Below are 23,142 nucleotides of genomic sequence, written 5' to 3'. Positions count from 1 at the left end.
GCTTCAATATTTATTAATTAAGGAAAAAACTATTATGTAGTCTTATTGAAGCTGTTTAGGAAGTGTAATTGAGCGTCATGCTGAGCTTGTCGAAGCATCTCTACCGCTTCGCTGAACGGCTCATACGAAGCGGTAGAGATGCTTCGACAAGCTCAGCATGACGGCCTTTTGGATTCCTAACTACTTTCTAAATAGCTTCAATATTAAACTACATAGAAAACCAATGAGGCGGCGAGAACGAGGGCCTTTTAAGTATTTTGCCGCCTACAATATGCCTCAAGCCATTGAATTTATCTTTATACACCAACCGAAACGCATTTTTGAAAAATAACGCGGGGAATTTCCCATTCTTGTACGCAAAATTCTTGTAGATTTTCAAATGGTTACTTACGGAGAAGTCTGAATAAACCATAATGTAGAACCACCACTCAAAGTTACGCTCCATTGCTTGCGCATACATTTCGGCATCGGGCTCGCCGTATTGCCGCATCTGGCTGATGGCATAAGAAAATTGCAGCAGCTCATTGCCCCCTCTTACCTTGGACCGCACATTGTTGGTGTGCTGCCGGAAGTAGTTCAGCCGCTCGGCCACGTAGGCCACCTTGGTAACCGATAAAATGCGCCCCCAATACAGCCAGTCCCCGGCCAACTTGTAGTCGGTAGCGGCCGCCCCAATCTCGGCCAGCAGCGAGCGACGCAACACCACGGCGCTGGCATTGGGAATCACGTTCACGAAGGACATGTAGTGCCTTATCAGCTCCATGCCGTCGCAAGTGAAGCTGTGCGCCCATCGCGCGGGATCTACGCGGTGTAAATACCCCCGGTCAACCAGGTTGACTGCGTTGGCTTCGTCGGTCAGCCACGAGTCGCAATAGGCCACGCCAACGGCCGAATCGGCGTCCAGCCGCGCCACCAATACGGCTAAAAAATTTGTATCGGCGTAGTCGTCGCTCTCGGCAATCCAGACGTACTCACCGGTTGCTTCCCCAATTCCTTTGTTCCACTGCTTAAAAGTATTGCCGCTGTTCTGCTCGTTGTAAACCACCCGAATGCGGTTATCCTGTTGCGCATAGCGCTCAATAATCTCGCGGCTGTTGTCGGGGGAGCAGTCGTCCAGAATCACCACTTCCGTGTCGCGTAGGGTTTGTGTCAGCACGCTTTCGATGCGCTGCACAAGGTATTTTGCGTGGTTGTAGTTGGGGATAATAACCGAGACCTTTGGCATCTAGCAAAAGAGATTGAATGGGTTAATCATTTAAATTTTAGCCCCGACGACCGGCTTCCCATGCACGCCCAAAGCATGGAGCGGTTTAGAAGCTGTTTGAATTACCGTTCGAACGAGGTAGAGACGCATCCTTGCGTCTCAGCGTTAAACGACAGGATGGTAAAACGTTGAACGAGTCGTTCAATCCAGAAACGTAAAGATGCGGCTCTACACCGTTCCAAGGGCCAAAAAAGTAACCCGCACAGCTTCTTAGAAAGCACAATTGACCATCGTGTGAAGCGGCGCGTCGCGGAGTTGAAGCATCTCTCCCGTAGCTCTAACCGCTCCAACTGACCGGCTCTCTGGCCTGGACGTAAGGCCTGATTTCGCTCCGGCCCAAAAACTATGGCGATAAGGCATACCCCTGGTTAGTGCCCGGGCACCCCTCCTCCTAGAGCATTTATTAGGTTGTTGTACAGTCCGGTCCGCTGGTTTTTTCGACCGGCCGACCGGTTGACTGACCGCCACTTATTTTCCTTGACGACAATCGGTCGGCCGGCTGAAAAAGCCGGCGGACCGGGAGCAACCCAGCTGTACACCGACCTGAAAACCGATCTAGGTTCACCACTTACTGCGCAGCCCCCCGGTGATGGCCACTTCCTTCACCAACTGCAGGCGCAGCACGGCCCGGTCCAACACCGTCATTTTTTTCGCAGCCGTGGGCGGCGCGGTAAGCGCGTCCAGGCTTTGAGAAAACTCAAACGCCAGCCGGGAAAGCACCGCTACGGGCTGGTTCTTATTCCGCTCGAAAAATAAACCCAAGTGGTAGGTGTACCTGCTTTTCACCCCACCGTAGCAGTAGTGCAGGATGTAGTTCCCCGACGAAACCACGGTTGCGTGGTTTTGCAAGACATACGATGTTGCAAACTGCTCGACGTTGAACAGCGGGCATTTGGCGTATAGCTGGTCCGTCAGGCTAATTACGTCTTCCAGCAGATACGCATTGGCCTGGCTTATGCCCAGAATACCGGCGTTCCACATGCGCGTGGCCAGGGGTATTTTAAACTGCTTGCCGTGGAGCACGAAAGCATTTGCTTTCAGCGCCGTCCGCAAGTCAAACCAGTGCTGCAGCTCGTGGATGCCCCCGTCGTGCATGTCGTACTCGTCGCAGTTCATCACGCTGCAAGCCGGCGCGATGGCCTTCAGCAACCCCGCCGGATTCGCCATGAACATGGTGTCGCCGTCCAGGTACAGTAAATCCTTTTGGTACTTGCTAAAGCAGTCTTTGATAACGAACGTCTTGACCCGGTGGATGAAGCGGCGTTCTCCCATGAACTCAACCAGCTGTTCCTTGGTCAAATCCTCAATCACCACGCCGGTATCACCGAGGTAAGGACTGAAAAACGCCTTGTTGTCGGTGTACAGAACAACTGTAAAATCCTTAAAATCGCCCTTGGTGTGGTGGTACAACGTGAGGATGGAAAACACCGTCTGGTGGTACACGCTTTCGGTGCCGTGAGCCAGGTATACGATTACGTGTTTGGTGGCCGAATTCATCACAGCTGGTTCTACTTTTTAAAACTTATACGGGGCCCACTTTGAACGGGGTATGCACTTGGGCCAACTAGCGCCGGCAGAACGGCGTCAACGCAGCAGGCGTAAGCGGACGAAGCGCCTGACCATGCCGAGCGACTCCCGGCTCAGAGGGGCCAAGACCAGCAGCTGCGCAAACGAACTGATGATTTTATTCGACGAAAGCTTGCTGGGGATGAATTTATCGATGAAGTCCAGGAGGCCGCGGCGCTCCAATTCGGCGTTTTGCTGGCCGGCTATTTTTATTACCCCAAACGGCAGCCGCTGCTTCCACTTGCGTTGGTAGCGCAGGGCGTTTGCCAGCCACGCTTCGTTGATGGACCCCTTGGAGTAGTGCTCGATTACGACCTCGAACGTAACGCAGACGCGGTACTGGCGAAAGATGGACGTGCAGTAGTCCATGTCGTAGAAGTGAAACGCGGGGAAGGTTTTTTCGTCGAAGGGGTGCTGCTCCCACACGGCCTTGGTCGAGCAGAGCCACAGCCCGTCCACCACCGCCACGTCGGCCAGGGTCTGCGCTTCCGGGTTGACGAAGTGCAGCGTCGATGCTTCGCCGGGCACCGAGTGCAGCACTTGCTCGCGCATGTAGGCCGTGCCCATGAACCACCAGGGCACCGGGGCCCGGAGCTGGTACATGCCCCCCGCTACGCCCAATACCCCGATGCTGGGGTCGCTCAGCACCTCCGCCACTTTGCCGCCCCAGTTGGGCGTGTGGAAGCACAGGTCTTCGTGCATGAAGCACAAGATGCCGTACTGGCTCCGCCGGGCCCCCAGGTTGTAGGCCTGGCATATGCCGTACTCGCCGCGGCTGTTGTCGATGGCAATGACCTCGTGGGCGACGCCAATGGTTTGCTCCACGTTCAGCGAAACGGTGCGCAACGTTTCCGAATTGCGGGAGCAGATAATTATTGAAATCATTCAGGTAACCGCTTTGGCAGGGCGATAAAGCAGCGCCAACATATTAAGTAATTTTTTATTCTGCATTTATTTTTTTAATATTTTGTACAGCAACCCATCACCCAAGAATTGTCTCATACCGCTCAAATTATTTTCAAGCATATTTTTTTTAAAGTATTTAAAAAATATTGGATAAAATCTCTTATTAATTGACCGCATATTGGAATGAATACGAACCTGCGTATGGAAAGGTATATCATTCGCAATTATTCCCTGAAACCATAATTGCATTAATTCTTCAATCATTTTATCAAAAAAAACTGGATTAGGGGCACCATACTGCTGTATGACATGCAATAACTTGGTCTTTTCGTGCAACGACACTCCATTAGCTAATGTACTGCTACGAACGTTATTCGTGTGGAATCGAAAATAATTAAGTTTTTCAGCTAAGTACGCAACCTTGGTATTCGCCATGATGGCGGCCCAGAATATCCAGTCACCGTTTATTCTAAAGTTTTCGTCGGCCTTGCCAACCTTATCAATTACGCTCTTTCGAATAACAACTGCACTAGCATTGGGAATAACATTGCGGAAAGACATAAAACCAATTATCAGCTCTCTCCCGTCAACCACAAAGTCTTTGGTCCACAAAGTAGCATCCAGTACAGAATAGAACTCATCCAGCGCATTTATCTCTACATTATTTTCGTCAACAGTATTTGAATTGCAGTAAGCTAAACCAATTTTTGGATCTGCTTCCAAGCGTTCAACAAGCTTCTCTAAAAAACGAGTGTCGGCGTAATCGTCACTTTCTGCAATCCAAACGTATTTTCCCCGGGCTGTATCAAATCCTTTGTTCCACTGCTTGAATGTACTACCACTGTTTTGATTATTGAATACCACCCGGATACGGCTATCCTGCGCAGCATAGCACTCAATTACTTCCCTACTATTATCTGGCGAACAATCATCTAAAAGGATTACCTCTAAGTTGGGGTAAGTCTGTTGCAGGACGCTTTCGATACGTTGCGGCAGATATAGTACATGGTTATAATTCGGAATAATTACCGAGACCAAAGGAATACCCATTTGAGCAGATACATTGATATGTAAGGCTAAACAACAAAACGCTTAATTCCCTAATCGAAGAAATTTGCTAAGCTTTACATAAAAATTAACCATCTTATTACCGATTAAAAATGATTTTGATTCAAGAATATCTTTTTTCTCTTTTTCCAACAAATTTATTTGCGCTAAATAATTCAACGGCAATTCTTCTTTCAGAACTGTATCGTGCGCGTGGCTAACCCCGGATTCGTTGTTGTACAGCGCAACTATTACATCAACGTACTTAATGACCAGCTCAGTGTGACGAAAGCAGCGGATGTTGAGTTCCCAATCTGCCCACACCTTATATTTCAAGTTGTATAAACCAATTTTCTCAAACACGGTACGCCTGTAGAATATTGCCTGGTGGCAAATATTTTGTGAGCGTAGCAGCCGATCCAAATTGAATTCCCCAGCGTAGCGACTCTGGTCACTTTTCATTACGACATCGCCGTAAAACACATCTAGCCCCTTGTCTTCAAAACTACTTAACAAACTGCCCAGCACTGACTGGTCGTATAGTTGGTCATCACAACCAATGAAGTATAACCAATCACCTATGGCATATCGCACCCCCTTATTCATCGCGTCATATACCCCATCGTCTAAAGCTTGATGAAACTTGACAGGAAAACCCGAGAATTCCTCTACTACCTCTTTAGTATTGTCCGTAGAGTTCCCATCAACAATCACAATTTCGTAGTCAATGAAGCTTTGATTATTTATAGAAGCCAGCAACTCCTTTAAGTAGTTACCTTGTTGAAATGATGGTATAATAATACTAACCAAGGGAACTTGATTCATTTCAATAATGCATTAATTAAAACTATGAGTTATTAAAGACATTATCCATTACACATTAACACTAATTACAGATTGACTTATATATGGATAAAGTTTCATTTCTACATTTATCCCAACTGAATTCCGATAGCCGTGCAGTTCCTTTCAGTACCAAGCTCTTTCTGACAAGCTGGTCGTATAAACAAGATTTAACTGCTATTTGCATTTGCAAGACATTTTTTGGATCAAAGTAAAGCGCCGCGTCTCCTCCTACTTCTGGCAGAGAGCCACCAGTACTCGATACTACTGGACAACCACTTGCGAAAGCTTCTAACAAAGGCAATCCAAAACCTTCGTATAATGATGGGTATATAAACAATTCAGCGTTTTGATACACCCAAGATAACTCGCTATCATCTTCCAAATAAATATTGAGCATTTGTTTATCAACACCAAAACTTTTAAAGAAAGACATTTCTTCACTGTTAAATTGATGTCCTGTACATAAAATTTGAAGATCTTCATCCTCTTTTAAAACACTTGACAAAGCCATAACCATAAAATAAAAATTTTTGTACCCTCCACGATTACCGACAAATAATATATATTTTTTAAGATTTAATAAACGACTTGGTTTGATAGGTAAAACCGAAGCAAAGTCAGAAGCTAATAAAGTAACCTCTATTTTCTCTTCGGGTACTCTGAAAATATTTATTATATCTTGTTTTGTTTGATTTGATATCGCTATTATTTTAGTAGCCTTTTCACATAGTAACATTTTATTGTGCGATGTCGGATCACTGAGACTGAAATATTCATTATATATCTCATGTATCATGTCATACACAGTCAACACAAAAGGTTTATTAACCATACTTAAGAAGTACGGGTTGTAATATGTAGGGTGAAATACATCGAACTCATTACTAGATAAAGATCGTGCTGCATCCAGAGGAAAAATTACTTTCTGAGCATTTGAAGTCCCAAGCTTACGCTTTGCAAATCTTAAACCCCGCGAAATAATATCAGTTTTATCTAGTGGCTGCGAGATATTAAATAGGTTTGGATCAATCTTTTCTACTGTAACATCAGCAATCGTTATTTTAGAAATTTCATCGAAATAACGATTAATACCCCCAAACTTCTGTGTTACATATACTTGATGGTCATACAATATTTTCATATTCAAACGGCTTTGAGCTGAAATGTCCAGTAATCAATAATGTCCGACAATGTTTTATCGAAAGGGATTAATTGCTCCCACTTGCATTGCTGCTTGATCTTGGCGTTATCACCCACAATGATTGGGTTATCTGAAGGACGAATTAAGTTCGCGTTAACATTGTATTCACAATCAATGCCAGCTATTAGCATCATCTTGTCTATAACTTCTTTTAGTGAATACCCTTGGTTGCTACAAATATTGTAGACCTCTCCCTCTTTACCAGTCGCAACCAGAGCAGTATACGCTCTCACGACATCCCTCACATCTAAAAAATCTCTTATTATATTGATGTTGCCCACTTCAATACCAGAAACTAAACCTAGCTTATATTTCACTATTTGCTTGGCAAATGATGAAATAACAAAATTATCTTTTTGATTTGGACCTATATGGTTAAAAGAACGAGTCATGACAATATCTAACCCGTATCCTTGCACGTAAACTTTACTCAATAATTCCTGCGAGACTCTTGCTACCGCATAAGGACTTACTGGATTTAGAGGAGTGTCTTCAAGAAGGGGGATATTTTTTAGATCGACAATTCCATATTCCTCAGACGAGCCAACGGATAATATCCTACACCTGAGATTTAGTTCTCTCACGCTTTCAACCAGATTCAAAAAAATATTGGTATTATTTTGAAAACTTTCGATAGGACTTGTCCAGCTGTAGGAAACACTGCTATCAGAGGCCAAATGATATATAAACTCAGGTCGAAACTTATCTAATATTTCCTTTAATTGATGCTGACTATTTAGATCAACTTTTTTTACGCTAATTGTAAGATTTTTTATAGAAAACTCATCAAAGTGCTGACTACGCGAAAGCCCAAGAATAGTGAAATTATCCTCAATATCTGCCAAATGATCTAGCAGATATTTACTAACAAATCCAGTAAACCCAGTTATTAAAATTCTTTTCATTACAAGTTAACATTACATGCTTATTCCAGAAATTTTATTAAAATCTGCTTGTAGCAAAGATTCAGGACTTTTTTTGTATTTGTTGAAAAAAATCCTGAATCTTTCTTTATATATCATTGAATAAGCTGTCCATGATAACTTCTTTTTAGTAAGCAAATGATCATATATGTTTACACTATATAAGTGTAAATCAAATTTTTTTGCAATATATTGAAGTGTCTTATTGGAGTAAAGTGAAACGTGTTGACCTGTTTCTGGAATAAGGTACCACCACTTGAGCAAATCTTGATTATTTGGATAAAGAGTAGTTGAGAAAAAAATATTTGAACTATAACTAAGCATTTTTTCTAATTCTTCAATCGGATTTACCAAATGTTCAAATACTTCGAAAGCAGTTAGTAACTCAAAAGAATCGCTATCTGTCGAATTATATGAACTAACATCAAAATCTTTAGCAAAAATATTTTCACAATAGGTGTCTTGCCTAAAAAAATTAAATCCTTTATCGCGCATCATTCTGACAAACATTCCGTAACCGCCACCGTAGTCAACGTATTTTTTATCTGTTTTAAAAAACATTTTAATTAATACCTCTACAATAGGCTGATATTTAAGATTACGGCCAATAAGACCTATATCCAATGATGTAATCGCTGACGTGTACGACTCTTCCAACCAATAAGGCTCTTCTGTTTGTATAAATTCACAGTTTGAACACCGGTAGTACTTGACATCAAACTTCTTCAACACTAAAGTTGTAAAAATCAAATCTGATGTCTCGTTGCAAATCTTACAAGCTACCATTGTTTTAGAAAATTAGGTTAATAGCTTAAAATCAAAACCCGTATGAACTTTTACGATTTAATAATTTTTTAACTCTATAATTAAAACTGATGTAATGCATAATACGAAGACTTTTACCCATTGATAATTTTGTATAGAAAGAATCTGCTTTTTCGTTTATCTTTTTAGTGGGATTAGAATTTATACTGATTATGGGTTTTACAACATTATATTTATACCAATATGGGGCTTGAATAGTATGAGATGCTGATTGATTAAAACCCGTATTTGTAATAAGATTAAAACACGGCACAATACTTATTCCTTTAAATTTTAATAAGGTATATAACCATTGATAATCCCATGTGTCAATTTGTTTATTTTTTACACTCATTAACGCATTTACATAAAAATCTAACTCATTAGAATCATAAATGGATTGGCTTAAATTATCTTTAATTTGATCAACACTATCACCAATAGTGAATGAATATTTATTCCATGAGCTTTTCCAAGTAGCCCATCCCCATACTAAAGGATATTTAGAGAAATAATAGCTGTAGTTTCCTCTTTTTAAACCACATTGCAGGTTACTTCCGCATATATGCATGACTTCATCATCATCTTTGTATTGAATAAGAAGTGATTGACAATATTTGAAAAATGTTTCATTAGGCAAAGTATCGTCTTCAAGGATGATACCCATATCTACAATACTAAAAAACCAATCTATTGCGGATGAGACTGCTAAGCCACAGCCTAAATTTTCACTTCTATATAATTTATGAACATCGCATGGCCAATCTATTGATTCCTCCACTAAATTTCTAATTTTATTACACAAATCATTTTCACCTAACTTACTTTCTCGAGGCCCATCAGCAGCAATAAATAACTGCTTAGGCTTTATTGATCTAATTGCTTCCAATACAGAAACTGTCGTTTCTAAACGATTGAAAATTAGTAATAGGATGGGTGTATCAAACATTTTTTAAAAGATATATTGTATCGAAAATGTGCACTCAAAAATAAAATGCTAGATTAAATATTATTACGAATTGCTATAATGTTTTGAAATTTGAATATTTCATTAATAGAATTATAATGTCCTAAGTTTATTAATCTATTTGAGTCCAATCTGAATAATTCGTAATTCTGTAACAAATCGTAAAAATCTTTAAGAAAAACTCTAGATATAACATTCATTTCATTGAATTCGAATTGAATAATTGATATCTTATTTCTATTTATAAGATCAATAGCCCCCTTTAAAACTTCGTATTCAAATCCCTCAGTATCAATTTTTAAAAAATCTATTTGCTCAATATTGTTACCATTGCAAAAATCGGATATAGTCTCGATTGCAACTTGTTTCTCAACCAAATCATTCGATAAATGTAAGTCACTAAGTACTTCTCTGTATACAGAAGCATGCTCAGAATCTAAATCGTTTTGGTATGTATAGATATTCAAAACACTTTTTTTGGAACCTAACCCAAAGTTAAATACTTGAATATTTTTTAATGCTGAGGTATTAAATTTTAGTTTATTAAAAGTAGATGGATTAGGTTCAAAAGAGAAAATTTGGCTGTCAGGATAAATACGGGAAAGATCGATACTGTAATTACCAACATTAGCTCCAACATCAAAAATAATTGGCTTCCTATTACTTGAAAAGTCAAGATATTTTGAAAGTAATTCATTCATTAAGTATGCCTCCCCTGATAACTCGGGGGTTTGATACTTCAGTATTCCTATTGACCGATATGCGATACCAATTATATCAACATCTTTCACATCGACAAAGAATTGAATAATTCTTGTTGCATTTTGATTGCTAATGAAGTGTACTAACGAGCGTTGAAGCAATTTTTTAATATAATTTTTCATAAACGTTCCAATTTGCTCTTGTGAGAATTTTACAATGACTGGGTAGACCTATACTTCCTGTATTAAAAAAATCACCGCCTTCTACAGTAAGTTCGCAAGCATTATCAATTAGATCATAAATTTCGGTTTCACCATACCCTAAAAACAGGACAACCTTATATGTGCCAGCTGTAAGTGAAAAGTCTTTGATAATGCAATTTATTTTTCCTTTATTAGAGTCAATTAGAAGGTTCTGGTTAGTGAAATTAGACCTAACTAATAATACAGTTTGATCTTTCTCATCTACTAAAGCTATACTTGCGACTACTTCAGCTAAGTTATGGGGAAATTCGTTATTAGAAAACTCTATAACGAATGAATATCCTATACCAGAATTTATTACTTCTATCTTTTCACCTTCAAAATTTTCAATATAAAAATCAGTTATTTTTATTCGTCCATTACCAATCCTATCAGTTCTTGTAGACAATATACCTTTATGACCTTTCTCAAAGTCATTGTAATAACTTAATAAACAGTCATCTACAGTCCCAATTTTTTGTGTATTCCCATTTTTTAAGTATAGTGATTTGTTGCACAAGTTTCTAACTGCAGCCATATTATGGCTGACAAATAGTACAGTACGGCCATCATTAACACTCACATCTTTCATGCGCCCTAAGCACTTCTTCTGGAACTCAGCGTCGCCAACTGCCAGCACTTCATCCACAATCAGGATTTCTGGTTCTAAGAAGGCAGCAACAGCGAAAGCCAGGCGGACGTACATCCCGCTGCTGTAGCGCTTTACGGGAGTGTCTATGTAGCGCTCTACGCCGGAGAAGTCAACGATTTCGTCGAACTTCTTGCGGATTTCCGTTTTGGTCATTCCCAAAATGGCCCCGTTGAGGAAAATATTCTCCCGCCCGGTCAGCTCCGGGTGGAAGCCCGTGCCTACTTCGAGGAGCGAGGCAATGCGCCCGCGCACCTTCACATTGCCCGTGGTGGGGGCCGTCACCTTCGACAGGATTTTAAGCAGCGTCGATTTGCCCGCGCCGTTGCGGCCGATGATGCCCAGCACCTCGCCCTGCTTCACTTCGAAGTTGACGTCTTTTAACGACCACACGAAGTCGCTCTCCCCCTTCTTGGTACGGTCGTTGGTTTCCCCGATTTTGGCAAAGGGGTCTTCTTTACCGCGCAGCCGCGCCCAGCTTCGGTTCAGGTCCTGGCTCAGGGTGCCCGTCCCGATTTCGCCCAATCGGTACTGTTTGCCCAGGTTCTCTACTTTAATAGCAACGTCGCTCATGCTCACAAAAATGACGGTCTCAGCCCCATTCGAGCGGGGCTGCGTAACGCTCGGTTAGTTATACGGTATCGGTGAAGCTTTTCTCTACTTTATTAAATATCAGCGTTCCCAGCAGCAGTACTACCAGCGTCACCGCCGTGCTGTAGCCCAGAGCCCCCCAGCTAAACGTGCCCGAGCCCAAAAAGGCGTACCGGAAGGTTTCCACGATGGAGCTGAGCGGGTTGGCTAGGATGAACATCTTGTACTTGACCGGCAGCTTCGACAGCGGGTAAATCACCGGTGTGGCGTACATCAGCAGCTGCACCCCGAAGGTGAGCAGCATGGCCAGGTCGCGGTACTTGGTGGTGAGGGCGCTGAAAATCATGCCCAGGCCCAGGCCAAGCAGCCCCATCAGCAGCAGCAGCAGCGGCGTCAATAGCATGTATGCGTTGGGGTGCAGGCTGTTGCTGCGCACCAGGTAGTAGCCCCACACCGCCAGAAATAGCGCGAACTGAATGCCAAAGCGCACCAGGTTGGATATCACGATGGAGAGGGGCATGGTGAGGCGCGGGAAGTACACCTTGCCAAAAATGGCCGCGTTGGCCGTGAACACCGTCGAGACGGTGGTCAGCGTCTGGGCGAAGTAGTTCCAGATGGTAACGCCAGCCAGGTAGAACGGCAGCTGCGGCAGCCCATCGGTCGATAGGTTGGCGATCCGGCCGAACACTATCATGTAAGTAATCGTGGTGAGCAGGGGCTGGATAAAAAACCAGATGGGCCCCAGGATGGTCTGCTTGTACGTCGATACAAAGTCGCGGCGCACGAACAGCATCACCAGGTCGCGGTAGCGCCACACGTCGCCCAGGCCCAGGTCGAAGAGGTTGGTACGGGGCTGGATGATTTCCGTCCATTGCTCTTGCTGCGAGTTGTTCTCCGCTGGCAACGGTTGTGGTTTTTCCAGAACGTTCGTCGTCTCCACTAAGCCTGAGTTAGTAAAAAAATGCATTCGCAAGCAACTGCATGCGGGTACAAAGGTAACTATTTGGCGATACATACCCGCCGCGGGCCCTGAGAGGTAAGCTGACTAGGTCAGGATAATCAGTAAAAACGGCGGGAGCACGGCGAACAAGCGCCAAAGCAGGGAGATAGTAGAAAAAGCAGACAGGATAACTGTTGCTAAAAGATGGTCGCTGCGGTGCGGCAGTGTTCTTCCGCGTGGCAAGGGGCCTGCACAGACAACCGGATCATCGAGGGCAACTTGGTAGCCAACCCCTGATAGTACCCGCTGCTCAGAGGTGGGCTTGCAAGTAACGGGTGTAACGGGCAGCGCTTTCCGAGTTCAGGTGTACGCCGTCCATGGTTTGGTAATCCCCACACGCAGGCAGTGCCACGTAGCGGTAGGCGGCCGGCGGAAACTGCCGGGCAAACTGGGCGCGGATGGCGTCGGCCTTCGCCGTGCGGCAGAGCGGAGCCTGCACGGGCATTTCGTAGAAAACAACCCGGGTGCCCCGCGCCCGCAGCGCTTGCACGTACCCGCGCAGGGCCGCAAAGTTGGCCGGCAATTCGGGCGGTACGGCGGCGTACAGGCGCTGCTGGTTGTCCAGCATTTTCGCAAACAGGGCCGTCCCGCCGGGGTTGGCGGCCCCGGCGGGCGCGGCCGGGGTCAGGCGCTCGACCAGCGGCGTAAGCGCCGTTTGGGTTTTTTCCGCCAGGATCGAAAGGGGCTGTTTGTCGGCCCGCAGGGCCAGGAACATGCGCCGGCCCCGGTCAAGGATAGGGTTGCGGAGCCCCTGGATGAAGTTGTGGTCCTCGCCGCGGTCGAGCACGTTCATCTCGACGTACACCGTTTCCAGGGGGCGGCCCGCGGCGCTCACGATGGCCAAGCCGTCGAGTACGCTCTGCCCGCTCAGGGCCAAATTGTACACGCCGGGCAACGGGTCCAGGCGGGCCGACAGGGAGGAGCCCACCAACACCCGCCGCGCCCCCGGGTTGTCGTAGAGGTACTTTTCGGCCCGGATTTGGTTGTCCTGCCACTGCTGGCGCGAAACGCTCAGCTGCGGCCGGAAGTGGCCGATAAAGAACGCATACAGCCCAAACAGGACAGCGGCGGCCAGGAGGGATTTCTTGACCACGGGGCTAGAATTGAAAGTAGATGAAAGTGCCGCTGCTACCGCTGTTCACTACCACTAAGAACAAGAGCAGTCCGTAGGCCAGGTATTCCAGGCGGCGGACCGGCGCAACCAGCGGCCGCTGCCGAACCAAATAGTAAGCATGATAGCCAGCCACGGGGAGCGAATACACCAGGATGGCGGCGATCAACCGCGCGTCGGCGGGCTGTGCCCAGTTCTGCCCAACGCTGCGCACAAAGCCTACCACATGCGCAAAGTCGGGCAGTTTGAAGAGCAGCCACGCCAGGGTCACGAAACCGAACACGAACAGCCCGCGCGCGAACTGCACCAGGCCCCCGCGGCTGGGCCGGTCCAAGCCCACCAGCTTTTCGGCCGCCAGGGCCACCCCGTGCAGCAAGCCCCACAGCGCGTAGGACCACGCGGCCCCGTGCCACAGCCCCCCCAAGAACATGGTAATAATTAGGTGCAGGTAGGTGCGGGCCTTGCCCTTGCGGTTGCCGCCCATCGGAATGTAGAGGTATTCCATCAGGAAAGTGGAAAGCGAAATGTGCCAGCGCTTCCAGAATTCCTTGAACGAGGTGGCCACGTAAGGAAAGTTGAAGTTTTCCTGCAACGAATACCCGAAGAGTTTGCCCAGGCCAATGGCGATGGCGGAGTAGCCCGCGAAGTCGGCAAAAATCTGCATCGAGTAGCCCAGCAGCATGCTCAGCAATGTCACGCTGGAGAAGTTCTGGTAGTAGGGGTAGGCAATCCAGAAGGTAAAGTCTTTGAGGTTGTCGGCCACCACCATTTTAAGGAAGTATCCGACCACCAAGTACTTAAAGGCCGCTTCCCAGTCGATGTCCCGAAAGTACTTGCGCCCTATCTGAGGAAGAAAGTCGTGGGCCTTGAGAATGGGACCGGCCACCAGGTGCGGAAAAAACGAGACGAAAAACAGTGTGCGCTCGGCGTGTTTGGTAAGTGTCAGGCCCGCGATTTCCTCCGCCGTGTAGAACTTGTTTTGGTAGAGGTCCACCACCAAACTGATGCCTTCGAAGGTGAAGAAGGAAATGCCAATGGGCAAGGGAATGGTGAGTAGGAAGCGGCCCACGTCGCTTTCCGTGCCGAAGAAGGTGTGGGCAAATAGTGGCGAGTACTTAAAAAATGCCAGGATAGCCAGGTTGACGAGCACGCCCACCGTAGCTAACATTTTCTTGCTCTCCGCCTTGCCAAATAATACGTAATAGCTCACGCCGGTGTTGATTGCCACGGAGGTGAGCAGCAGGGCTACCAGGGCCGGAAACTCGTAGGCGTAAAAAACGAGGCTCGAAGTGATGAGCAGCTTGACTTGCAAGCGGGAAAAAAAGGATAGATAATAGAACAGGAAGGTGACGAGCACCAACCCCAAAAAGGGAAAGCTATTGAAGAGCATACCGGACCGGTGGAGTGGGCGGCAAAAATACCCGCAACTTTTCAAAGCGCGACTGCTAACCGACTGCGTCGGCATTGCTTGGCAAGATTTTTCGCGGCCAAGAAAGCACCAACTGATTATCCGATGACATTGAGTTGAAGCAAGCAGGACGTAAGACCTAGTTTCTGTTGCTTGTTGAAATATGAATAGAGTCCCAGTAGCAGAACAGCAAGTAGTGTAGTCAACGGGTTAAATTACTCCTGACGATAATCCCCGATTATCTGGCCTTGTCCTCACGTCATCTCTAATTGGCAAACAAGCATAAAATTTGTTTAAGAATTAGCAAAAAGAATGTTATGCCGAATGGCGGTAGAGATGCTCCACTGCGTCCGGCATAACGTTTTATAAATCTCTTTAACAGCCTTATAAGTAGCTAGCGCTAAAGGTGCTGCGGCCACACTGCATCGCCGCCCGATGCGCGACGTAACGGTTTAATCCAGGGCAGGGTCAGGCAATAGCAGCCGCCTGAAACGCCTCCTGGTACACGGCGCGGATGCCATCGGGCAGGGCGGTTTTGTAGCGCCAGCCGGCCTCGGCCAGCTTCGATACGTCCAATAGCTTGCGGGGCGTGCCATCGGGCTTGGCGGTGTCGAAGCGCACGCCGCCGGTGTAGCCCACGGTGGCGCGCACCAGCTCCACCAGCTCCCGGATGGTGAGGTCTTCGCCGGTGCCCACGTTCACGGGCTCCCGGCCGTCGTAGTGCAGCAGCAGGTGCAGGCAGGCGTCGGCCAGGTCGTCCACGTGCAGGAACTCGCGCCGCGGCGTGCCGGTGCCCCACACCTCCACCTCAGGAGCGTTGGTTTCCTTGGCCTCGTGGAACTTGCGCAGCAGCGCCGGCAGCACGTGCGAGTTGTGCAGGTCGTAGTTGTCGCCGGGCCCGTAGAGGTTGGTGGGCATGGCGCTAATGAAGTTGCTGCCGTGCTGGTCGCGGTAGGCTTCGCAGAGCTTCAGGCCCGCAATCTTGGCCAGGGCGTAGGGCTCGTTGGTGGCTTCCAGGGGCCCCGTCAGCAGGTATTCTTCCTTGATGGGCTGGGGGGCCATCTTCGGGTAGATGCACGACGAGCCCAGAAACAATAATTTCTTCACGCCCTGCTCGTGGCTGGCGTGGATGACGTTGTTCTGAATCTGCAGATTTTCGAACAAGAAATCGGCGCGGAATGTGTTGTTGGCCATAATGCCGCCCACCTTGGCGGCCGCCAGAATCACATAATCCGGCTTTTCCTCGGCAAAAAAGCTATTCACGGCCGCCGTGTCGCGCAGGTCCAGCTCCTTCGAGCTGCGGTAAACGATGTTGTCATAGCCGGCCTTTTGCAGGCGGCGCACCACGGCGCTGCCCACCATGCCGCGGTGGCCGGCCACGTATATTTTGGCGTTCAATTCCATAAAGGGGACGTTTGTAAGTAGTTGCAGTTTGAAATAATTCAGGCCGTCAAATAAATCAGGCCGTCATGCTGAGCCTGTCGAAGCATCTCTACCGCTGAGTAAATCCAATCATTTGGTTTACTGCCGCAGTAGATATGCTTCGGCTGCGCTCAGCATGACGGCCTGGGTTTAATCTTTTTTTAGCGCTAAACTAGAGCTAGTTCCCCCTCTTTTTTGGAGAGGGGGCTAGGGGGTGAGGTTCTCTAGGCCGGTGCCCCTACCAATCTACTCCGCGTAGTTCTTCAAAATGTTGTGGCCACCTTCGCGCAGGTACTCGTCGCGGCGGGCACCTTCCACATCCGACTGCATCATTTCCTTCACCAGGCCCTGCAAGTCGTACTGGGGCACCCAGCCCAGCTTCTGCTTGGCCTTGGTGGGGTCGCCGATGAGCAGCTCCACTTCGGTGGGGCGGAAATAGCGCTTGTCCACTTCCAGTACGGTGGTGCCGATGGCCACCTGATAGTCGGGGTTGTGGCAGGCCACGACGCGGCCTTTCTCCTCCACGCCTTCGCCTTCAAAGGCTACCTCAATACCGACTTCCATAAAGGCCAGGCGAATGAACTCGCGCACCGTGGTCGTCACGCCGGTGGCAATCACGAAGTCTTCGGCTTCGTCCTGCTGGAGCATGCGCCACATGGCCTCTACGTAGTCTTTGGCGTGGCCCCAGTCGCGCTTAGCGTCGATGTTGCCCAGGAACAGGGCGTCTTGCAGGCCCAGGGCAATACGGGCCACGGCCCGCGTGATTTTGCGCGTCACGAAGGTTTCGCCGCGCAGGGGGCTCTCGTGGTTGAAGAGGATGCCGTTGCAGGCGTACATGCCGTAGGCCTCGCGGTAGTTCACCGTAATCCAGTAGCCGTAGAGCTTGGCCACGGCGTAGGGCGAGCGGGGGTAAAAGGGCGTCGTTTCCGACTGCGGCACCTGCTGCACCAGGCCGTACAGCTCCGAGGTGGAGGCCTGGTAGATGCGCGTCTTCTCGGTCATGCCCAGAATACGCACGGCTTCGAGCAGGCGCAGCGTGCCCACGCCGTCCACGTCGGCTGTGTACTCGGGCGTATCGAACGACACTTTCACGTGGGACATGGCCCCGAGGTTATAAATCTCGTCGGGCTGTACTTCCTGCACGATGCGAATCAGGTTCGTCGAGTCGCTCAGGTCGCCGTAGTGCAGCTTGAAGTGCACGTTTTTCTCGTGCGGGTCCTGGTAAAGGTGGTCAATCCGCTCGGTGTTGAACAGCGACGAGCGCCGCTTGATGCCGTGGACCTCGTAACCTTTGCTGAGCAGGAGTTCGGCGAGGTAGGAACCGTCCTGGCCCGTAATACCCGTAATAAGTGCGCGTTTCATGATGGGGGATGTTGTTGGATTATAAAGCGAATGGTAGAGTAGCTTAAAATATGCCGGGTGCGGCAGTTGCAGCGCACATACGGGTTTTAGCGATAAGAAAGCGGCATTACCCTCAAATATAGAGAAATTCACGCCAACGATTTGCCGACCTTGCCGGGCCCCGCCCCCGGTATGCGGCCGTCCGTTGCCGGCCGCATACCGGCTTCTTTCACCGGCCCACCGTCGCTCAGTGGCCGCTTCCACCGTCCATAGAGGCCCGTTCCGTACCCATTGGGGAGGAAACCAAACTCCCGTACGGCTCTCACCGGTCCCCCCAAAAAATTAGTCAATCGTCGTTGCGTCGTTCGAGTAGAATCAATGCGCAAGAGCAGCATTAAATTGTATTTTTTTATAATCACCTTTTTCACTATCGGCCACCTGCCCTTCTTCCATTAATTCAATGCCTGCCGCGTAATCATGCAGTTTTTCCTGGTATTTCTACAAATCAGGCCCCTGTCAAGCCCTGGTTTCGAGCGTACCCAGAGCATAGCTGGAGTATGGACGAAGCATGGCTGAAGCACGGACCCAGTATGACCGCCCTTTTTTTGCGCGATTCACCAATTTTTCCTGGGGTTTAGGCCTTGGGGAAAAGCCTCCGTTGCTTATCTTTTACATCGTCCCACGAAAGACAAAATTGTATTTTATCAATCTCATCCCTTGGGCAGAGGGTAACCCGTGGTAGTCTTGTGAGGTTCTCCCGAACTGCTCTTCTGCACTGGTTATGTAACCACCCTGGAGCCGTTTCGGACTCGGTGTACATGCCGGCAACCGGTAGCGCGAACTTTGTAGTTCGCGTCCCCGCGCCAGATGAATGATGCGAACGGCGCGGGGACGCGAACTACAAAGTTCGCACTTCTACTATACACCGAGTGTGAAACCACGCTAAGCTAGTTTTTAACCCGCGACACTCGTCTTCTCTTTTAAGTAAATGGGCCCTGAACCACGGGCCAGACTTTCTTGAAAATTTACCAGCCGGCTCAGTACACGTTCTTCACCACGTACAGGGGCCGGTTGCGGGCCGCGTCGAGGCCGCGCCACACGTACTCGCCGATCACGCCCAGGGCTATCATCTGGAAGGCCGACACGAAAAGCAGCACCACCATGAGCGTGGTCCAGCCGGCCGGCTCGTTGGGGTGCGTGAGCTTGAGGGCGATGACGTACACGCCGTAGAGCAGGGCCAGCAGGCCCAGGCACAGGCCCACCGCCGAGATGGCGCGGATGGGCACAAACGAGAACGAGACCAGCGAATCAATCAGAAGGGTAATTTTTTTGGTCAGCGTCCAGCGCGACTGGCCAATCGTGCGCTTGCGGCGGGTGTAGGGCAGGCTCACGTAGGCAAAGCCCAGCCACACCATCAGGTAGAACACGTTGGAGTTGCGCTCGTGCAGCTGCACAACTTCGGTGGCCACCTGCCGGTCGAACAGGGCGTAGTCGAAGCCCCCGGCGGGAATGTTGCGCAGGGCCAGGTGCTTCATCAGCCAGTGAAACAGCCGGGCCAGCGCCTGCGCCGGACCGGTTTCCTCGCGCTCCTGCCGGTTGCCAATCACCAGCTTGAAGCCCTGCTGCCAGTGGGCGTACATCTGGGCCATGAGGGCGGGGGGGTCCTGCAAATCAGCGGTGATGACGGCCAGGCAGTCGCCGCTGGCGTGGGCCAGGCCCGCCACAATGGCGTTGTACGAACCCACGTTGCCGGCCAAATCCACGATGCGCAGGCGGGCCGGGTGCGCCCGCTGGGCCCGGCGCAGGGCCCCCAGGGTATCGTCGCCCGAGCCGTCGTTCACGAACACGTACTCGAACTCGACCCCGGCCGGAAAGCTGGCTTCATTAGCCACCAGCTCTTCCACCGTCACCGGGATATTTGCCTCGTTGTAGTAGCAGGGAATAACGACGGAGAGCTTGGGCATGAGGGGGTTGGTGGTTAGTGCTTACAAAACCATTTAAAGCGGTTTTCAAGTCAGCGTACCGCTAACTATCAAACGGTTGTAGAACGGAGTGGCACTCCGTTCCACGTTTGCACGGTACACATTTGCACGGTAACGGAGTGCCACTCCGTTCTACAAGTCCTGTACATCGACTCAGAAGCCGCTCTAAATCAGTTTCCAGCTCCCACAGCGCGGGGTAGCGACGCATCCTTGCGTCTCAAAGTTGAACAATTACGTTGAACGCTTTCGACCTAACGACAGACGCAAAGATGCGTCTCTGCGCGCCGAGGGCTCCCGGGCCCAACAAAAACTACTGCTAACCCCCTGGCATCAAAAACCCCCGGATGGCCGCCGCCACGGCCGCTACCTGCTCCTCCGTGAGGCCCGGCCACAGGGGCAGGCTGAGGCAGGTGGCGGCCAGGGCCTCGGCGATGGGCAGGGCCCCGGGCCCCAGGCCCAGGCCCGCGTAGGCCCGCTGGCGGTGCGGCGGCACGGGGTAGTGAATGAGCGTGCCGATGCCCCCCGCCGCCAGGTGCCGCTGCAAGGCGTCGCGGTGCGGCGTGTGCACCACGTAGAGGTGGTACACGTGGGTGGCCCCCGGGGCCACCGCGGGCAGGCGCAGGCCGTCGATGCCGGCCAGGTGCCGGCCGTACCAGGCCGCGATTTGCTGGCGCTGGGCCGTCCAGGCCGGCAGGTGCCCGAGCTTGACGCGCAGCACGGCCGCCTGCAGCTCGTCGAGGCGGGAGTTGTAGCCCACCACGTCGTTGCGGTATTTCTGCGCCGCGCCGTAGTTGCGCAGCACGCGCACCTGCTCGGCCAGTTGGGCGTCGGCCGTGGTCAGGGCCCCGGCGTCGCCGAGGGCCCCCAGGTTTTTGCCCGGGTAGAAGCTGGTGGCGTTCAGGGCCCCGAAGCTGCCGGTGAGCTGCCCACCAAACGCTGCGCCCTGGGCCTGGGCGTTGTCCTCCACCACGGGCAGGCCGTGCCGCCGGGCCAGGGCCATAATCTCCGGCATCCGGCACGCCTGGCCGTAGAGGTGCACGGGCAGCAGGGCGCGGGTGCGCGGCGTGAGGGCCGCCGCCAGCCGCGCCGGGTCCAGGTTGCCCGTGGCGGGGTCGGGCTCCACGGGCACGGGCCGGGCCCCCACGTGCGTCACGGCCAGCCAGGTAGCGATGTACGTGTTGGAGGGCACCAGCACCTCGTGGCCGGGCCCCACGCCCAGCGCCCGCAGCGCCAGCGTCAGCGCGTCGAGGCCGTTGGCCACGCCCACCGCGTGGGGCACCTGGTTGAAGGCCGCGTACTCCCGCTCAAACGCCGCCACCTCCTCGCCCAGCACGTACCAGTGCGAGTCGTACACCCGGGCCAGGGCCGCCAGCACGTCCGAACGCAGCGGGTCGTGCTGCGGGGCAAAGGAAAGAAACGGTATCGGCAGGGGGCCCGGCATGGCGCGGCGGTAACAATCGGGGAAAGCGGCGGCGCGGGTACGGCCGGATCGCACCGGCAAAAGTAACCCCGCCCCCACGGCCCTCCCCTATCCCCCGCCCCCACCTGCCCGGGCCCGCCACACCGCCCGGAACTCGTCGTAGTCGCGGATGTAATCGGCCGCGTCGTAGGGCTGCGAGGCCAGCACCAGCTGCACCGCCGAGTGCGAGTACTGCATGGTGTGCCAGGTGTGGGGCGGCACGTAGAGGCCCGTGCGCGGGTCTTCGAGCCGCACGGTCTGGATGAGCCCGTCGGCCTGCTCGGTGGTGACGGTGATGCGGCCGGCCACGGCCACCAGCACCTGCTCGGTGCGGTGGTGGGCGTGGCGGCCCCGCACGATGCTCTCCGGCGTGTAGTACGTCCAGAACACCCGCTTCACCGCGAACGGCACGGCCCCGGGCCAGCCCTCCGCCACCGAGATGTACCCGATGTCGGGGGCCCCGAGCTTGGCCAGGTCAATCAGGTAGGGGGCGGCGGGGGCGGGCATGGAGCAACAAAAAAGCGGGAACGGCCCGGTGCCGCTCCCGCTTCAAAATTAAGGCGATGGTTCCATTCGGGGTGGTCCGGCGACTTTTTCGGTCGTCGGGCCACTCTGCTATTAGCCCGGAGCCACCGTTTTTTAGCAAGCGTGGCCCGACGACGGAAAAAGTCGCCGGACCACCCCGTTTTAAACGCCAACTAGAGCGGTTTCCGGGGCCCAATTACACCTTCACGTGCTCCTTGAAATACTCCAGCGTGCGGCGCAGGCCCTCGGCGCGGTCCACCTTGGGCTCCCAGCCCAGGATTTCCTTGGCCTTGGTGATGTCGGGCTTGCGCTTCATCGGGTCGTTTTCGGGCAGCGCTTGGTAAGTAGGCGTGAACTCGACGCCGGTGAGGCGGGCAATCTCTTCGCCAAACTGCTTGATGGTAATTTCCGACGGGTTGCCGATGTTCACCGGCAGGTGGTAGTCGCTCAGCAGCAGGCGGTAAATGCCCTCCACCAGGTCGTCCACGTAGCAGAACGAGCGGGTCTGCGAGCCGTCGCCGAACACGGTCAGGTTCTCGCCGCGCAGGGCCTGCGAGAGGAACGCCGGCAGCACGCGGCCGTCGTCGAGGCGCATGCGGGGCCCGTAGGTGTTGAAGATGCGGATGATGCGGGTTTCCAGGCCGTGGTGGTTGTGGTAGGCCATCGTGATGGCCTCCTGGAAGCGCTTGGCTTCGTCGTAGCAGCCGCGGGGCCCCACGGGGTTCACGTTGCCGAAATACTCCTCCACCTGCGGGTGCACCTCCGGGTCGCCGTACACTTCCGACGTGCTGGCAATCAGCATCCGGGCCCCCTTCACCCGGGCCAGGCCCAGCAGGTTGTGGGTGCCGAGCGAGCCCACTTTCAGGGTCTGAATCGGGATTTTCAGGTAGTCAATCGGCGAGGCGGGCGAGGCAAAGTGCAGGATGTAATCGAGTTTGCCGGGCACGAACACGAACTTGCTCACGTCGGCGTTGTGGAACTCGAAGTCCTCTTTGCCAAACAAGTGCTCAATATTTTGGAGCGACCCGGTAATCAGGTTGTCCATCGCAATGACGTGGTAGCCCTCGGCCAGGAACCGGTCGCACAGGTGCGAGCCCAGGAAGCCGGCCCCGCCGGTGATGAGGACGCGTTTTTTTTCTTCGTTCATAAGTGAAAGCTAAACGTTTTACTAAAAGAACGTCATGCT

The 23,142-nt window shown here is 51.0% G+C and carries 20 protein-coding genes; all 20 read right to left on the bottom strand.

Annotated elements, in window-relative coordinates; translation table 11 throughout:
• Positions 1-208: 208 nt before the first annotated feature.
• The 20 genes from HNP98_RS00380 to HNP98_RS00285 all read right to left on the bottom strand — a co-directional run bounded on the left by HNP98_RS00380 (position 209) and on the right by HNP98_RS00285 (position 23,103).
• The gene (locus HNP98_RS00380; RefSeq protein ID WP_217425605.1) at positions 209-1,225 is read right to left on the bottom strand and encodes a glycosyltransferase family 2 protein; all 1,017 of its coding nucleotides are present in this window, start codon (positions 1,223-1,225) and stop codon (positions 209-211) included.
• A gap of 600 nt (positions 1,226-1,825) precedes the next feature.
• Complete coding sequence (locus tag HNP98_RS00375; RefSeq protein WP_217425604.1) at positions 1,826-2,761, bottom strand: hypothetical protein; 936 nt, start codon at positions 2,759-2,761, stop codon at positions 1,826-1,828.
• 87 nt (positions 2,762-2,848) lie between these two features.
• Complete coding sequence (locus tag HNP98_RS00370; protein ID WP_262889059.1) at positions 2,849-3,715, bottom strand: glycosyltransferase family protein; 867 nt, start codon at positions 3,713-3,715, stop codon at positions 2,849-2,851.
• Positions 3,716-3,781: 66 nt separating this feature from the next.
• A complete protein-coding gene (locus HNP98_RS00365) occupies positions 3,782-4,786 on the bottom strand; it encodes a glycosyltransferase family 2 protein (protein ID WP_173808061.1) in 1,005 nt (334 codons plus the stop codon).
• A 42-nt stretch (positions 4,787-4,828) separates the two neighbouring features.
• Positions 4,829-5,608, bottom strand: a complete 780-nt coding sequence (locus tag HNP98_RS00360; protein WP_173808060.1) for a glycosyltransferase family 2 protein — start codon at positions 5,606-5,608, stop codon at positions 4,829-4,831.
• Positions 5,609-5,669: 61 nt separating this feature from the next.
• Positions 5,670-6,770: a glycosyltransferase family 4 protein gene (locus tag HNP98_RS00355; protein WP_173808059.1), complete on the bottom strand. Its 1,101-nt coding sequence runs from the start codon at positions 6,768-6,770 to the stop codon at positions 5,670-5,672.
• A 2-nt stretch (positions 6,771-6,772) separates the two neighbouring features.
• Complete coding sequence (locus HNP98_RS00350) at positions 6,773-7,735, bottom strand: GDP-mannose 4,6-dehydratase (protein WP_173808058.1); 963 nt, start codon at positions 7,733-7,735, stop codon at positions 6,773-6,775.
• Between the two features lie 12 nt (positions 7,736-7,747).
• Positions 7,748-8,482 carry a class I SAM-dependent methyltransferase gene (locus HNP98_RS00345; RefSeq protein WP_173808057.1) on the bottom strand — a complete coding sequence of 245 codons (735 nt, stop codon included), beginning with the start codon at positions 8,480-8,482 and terminating at the stop codon, positions 7,748-7,750.
• 88 nt (positions 8,483-8,570) lie between these two features.
• Positions 8,571-9,506, bottom strand: a complete 936-nt coding sequence (locus tag HNP98_RS00340) for a nucleotide-diphospho-sugar transferase (protein ID WP_173808056.1) — start codon at positions 9,504-9,506, stop codon at positions 8,571-8,573.
• Between the two features lie 53 nt (positions 9,507-9,559).
• Positions 9,560-10,408, bottom strand: a complete 849-nt coding sequence (locus HNP98_RS00335; RefSeq protein ID WP_173808055.1) for an FkbM family methyltransferase — start codon at positions 10,406-10,408, stop codon at positions 9,560-9,562.
• Positions 10,392-11,690 (bottom strand): ABC transporter ATP-binding protein, encoded by a 1,299-nt coding sequence (locus HNP98_RS00330; RefSeq protein ID WP_173808054.1) that lies wholly within the window; start codon positions 11,688-11,690, stop codon positions 10,392-10,394. Before HNP98_RS00330 ends, HNP98_RS00335 begins: the two co-directional genes overlap by 17 nt.
• A 58-nt stretch (positions 11,691-11,748) precedes the next feature.
• A complete protein-coding gene (locus tag HNP98_RS00325; protein ID WP_317171003.1) occupies positions 11,749-12,648 on the bottom strand; it encodes an ABC transporter permease in 900 nt (299 codons plus the stop codon).
• A 310-nt stretch (positions 12,649-12,958) separates the two neighbouring features.
• On the bottom strand, positions 12,959-13,801 hold the full coding sequence (locus tag HNP98_RS00320) for a hypothetical protein (protein WP_173808052.1): 843 nt from the start codon (positions 13,799-13,801) through the stop codon (positions 12,959-12,961).
• Between the two features lie 4 nt (positions 13,802-13,805).
• On the bottom strand, positions 13,806-15,209 hold the full coding sequence (locus HNP98_RS00315; protein ID WP_173808051.1) for an MBOAT family O-acyltransferase: 1,404 nt from the start codon (positions 15,207-15,209) through the stop codon (positions 13,806-13,808).
• A gap of 486 nt (positions 15,210-15,695) precedes the next feature.
• Complete coding sequence (locus HNP98_RS00310) at positions 15,696-16,631, bottom strand: GDP-L-fucose synthase family protein (protein WP_173808050.1); 936 nt, start codon at positions 16,629-16,631, stop codon at positions 15,696-15,698.
• Positions 16,632-16,895: 264 nt separating this feature from the next.
• Entirely contained in the window at positions 16,896-18,011 is a 1,116-nt protein-coding gene (gmd, locus tag HNP98_RS00305) for a GDP-mannose 4,6-dehydratase (RefSeq protein ID WP_173808049.1), read from the bottom strand.
• A 1,016-nt stretch (positions 18,012-19,027) separates the two neighbouring features.
• A complete protein-coding gene (locus HNP98_RS00300; protein ID WP_173808048.1) occupies positions 19,028-19,954 on the bottom strand; it encodes a glycosyltransferase family 2 protein in 927 nt (308 codons plus the stop codon).
• Between the two features lie 334 nt (positions 19,955-20,288).
• The gene (locus tag HNP98_RS00295) at positions 20,289-21,413 is read right to left on the bottom strand and encodes a DegT/DnrJ/EryC1/StrS family aminotransferase (protein ID WP_173808047.1); all 1,125 of its coding nucleotides are present in this window, start codon (positions 21,411-21,413) and stop codon (positions 20,289-20,291) included.
• An 87-nt stretch (positions 21,414-21,500) separates the two neighbouring features.
• Positions 21,501-21,938: a sugar 3,4-ketoisomerase gene (locus HNP98_RS00290; RefSeq protein WP_173808046.1), complete on the bottom strand. Its 438-nt coding sequence runs from the start codon at positions 21,936-21,938 to the stop codon at positions 21,501-21,503.
• Between the two features lie 214 nt (positions 21,939-22,152).
• On the bottom strand, positions 22,153-23,103 hold the full coding sequence (locus HNP98_RS00285; RefSeq protein ID WP_173808045.1) for a UDP-glucuronic acid decarboxylase family protein: 951 nt from the start codon (positions 23,101-23,103) through the stop codon (positions 22,153-22,155).
• Between the last annotated feature and the right edge of the window lie 39 nt (positions 23,104-23,142).

It is taken from the genome of Hymenobacter caeli, assembly GCF_013294115.1.
In the GTDB taxonomy this organism is placed as follows: Bacteria; Bacteroidota; Bacteroidia; order Cytophagales; family Hymenobacteraceae; genus Hymenobacter; species Hymenobacter caeli.
This window is presented reverse-complemented; position numbering and strand designations above follow the sequence as displayed.

Coding starts and splice junctions, on each gene's coding strand:
- HNP98_RS00380 (WP_217425605.1), bottom strand. CDS start 1,225: ATGCCAAAGGTCTCGGTTATTATCCCCAACTACAACCACGCAAAATAC.
- HNP98_RS00375 (WP_217425604.1), bottom strand. CDS start 2,761: ATGAATTCGGCCACCAAACACGTAATCGTATACCTGGCTCACGGCACC.
- HNP98_RS00370 (WP_262889059.1), bottom strand. CDS start 3,715: ATGATTTCAATAATTATCTGCTCCCGCAATTCGGAAACGTTGCGCACC.
- HNP98_RS00365 (WP_173808061.1), bottom strand. CDS start 4,786: ATGGGTATTCCTTTGGTCTCGGTAATTATTCCGAATTATAACCATGTA.
- HNP98_RS00360 (WP_173808060.1), bottom strand. CDS start 5,608: ATGAATCAAGTTCCCTTGGTTAGTATTATTATACCATCATTTCAACAA.
- HNP98_RS00355 (WP_173808059.1), bottom strand. CDS start 6,770: ATGAAAATATTGTATGACCATCAAGTATATGTAACACAGAAGTTTGGG.
- HNP98_RS00350 (WP_173808058.1), bottom strand. CDS start 7,735: ATGAAAAGAATTTTAATAACTGGGTTTACTGGATTTGTTAGTAAATAT.
- HNP98_RS00340 (WP_173808056.1), bottom strand. CDS start 9,506: ATGTTTGATACACCCATCCTATTACTAATTTTCAATCGTTTAGAAACG.
- HNP98_RS00335 (WP_173808055.1), bottom strand. CDS start 10,408: ATGAAAAATTATATTAAAAAATTGCTTCAACGCTCGTTAGTACACTTC.
- HNP98_RS00330 (WP_173808054.1), bottom strand. CDS start 11,690: ATGAGCGACGTTGCTATTAAAGTAGAGAACCTGGGCAAACAGTACCGA.
- HNP98_RS00315 (WP_173808051.1), bottom strand. CDS start 15,209: ATGCTCTTCAATAGCTTTCCCTTTTTGGGGTTGGTGCTCGTCACCTTC.
- HNP98_RS00310 (WP_173808050.1), bottom strand. CDS start 16,631: ATGGAATTGAACGCCAAAATATACGTGGCCGGCCACCGCGGCATGGTG.
- gmd (WP_173808049.1), bottom strand. CDS start 18,011: ATGAAACGCGCACTTATTACGGGTATTACGGGCCAGGACGGTTCCTAC.
- HNP98_RS00300 (WP_173808048.1), bottom strand. CDS start 19,954: ATGCCCAAGCTCTCCGTCGTTATTCCCTGCTACTACAACGAGGCAAAT.
- HNP98_RS00295 (WP_173808047.1), bottom strand. CDS start 21,413: ATGCCGGGCCCCCTGCCGATACCGTTTCTTTCCTTTGCCCCGCAGCAC.
- HNP98_RS00290 (WP_173808046.1), bottom strand. CDS start 21,938: ATGCCCGCCCCCGCCGCCCCCTACCTGATTGACCTGGCCAAGCTCGGG.
- HNP98_RS00285 (WP_173808045.1), bottom strand. CDS start 23,103: ATGAACGAAGAAAAAAAACGCGTCCTCATCACCGGCGGGGCCGGCTTC.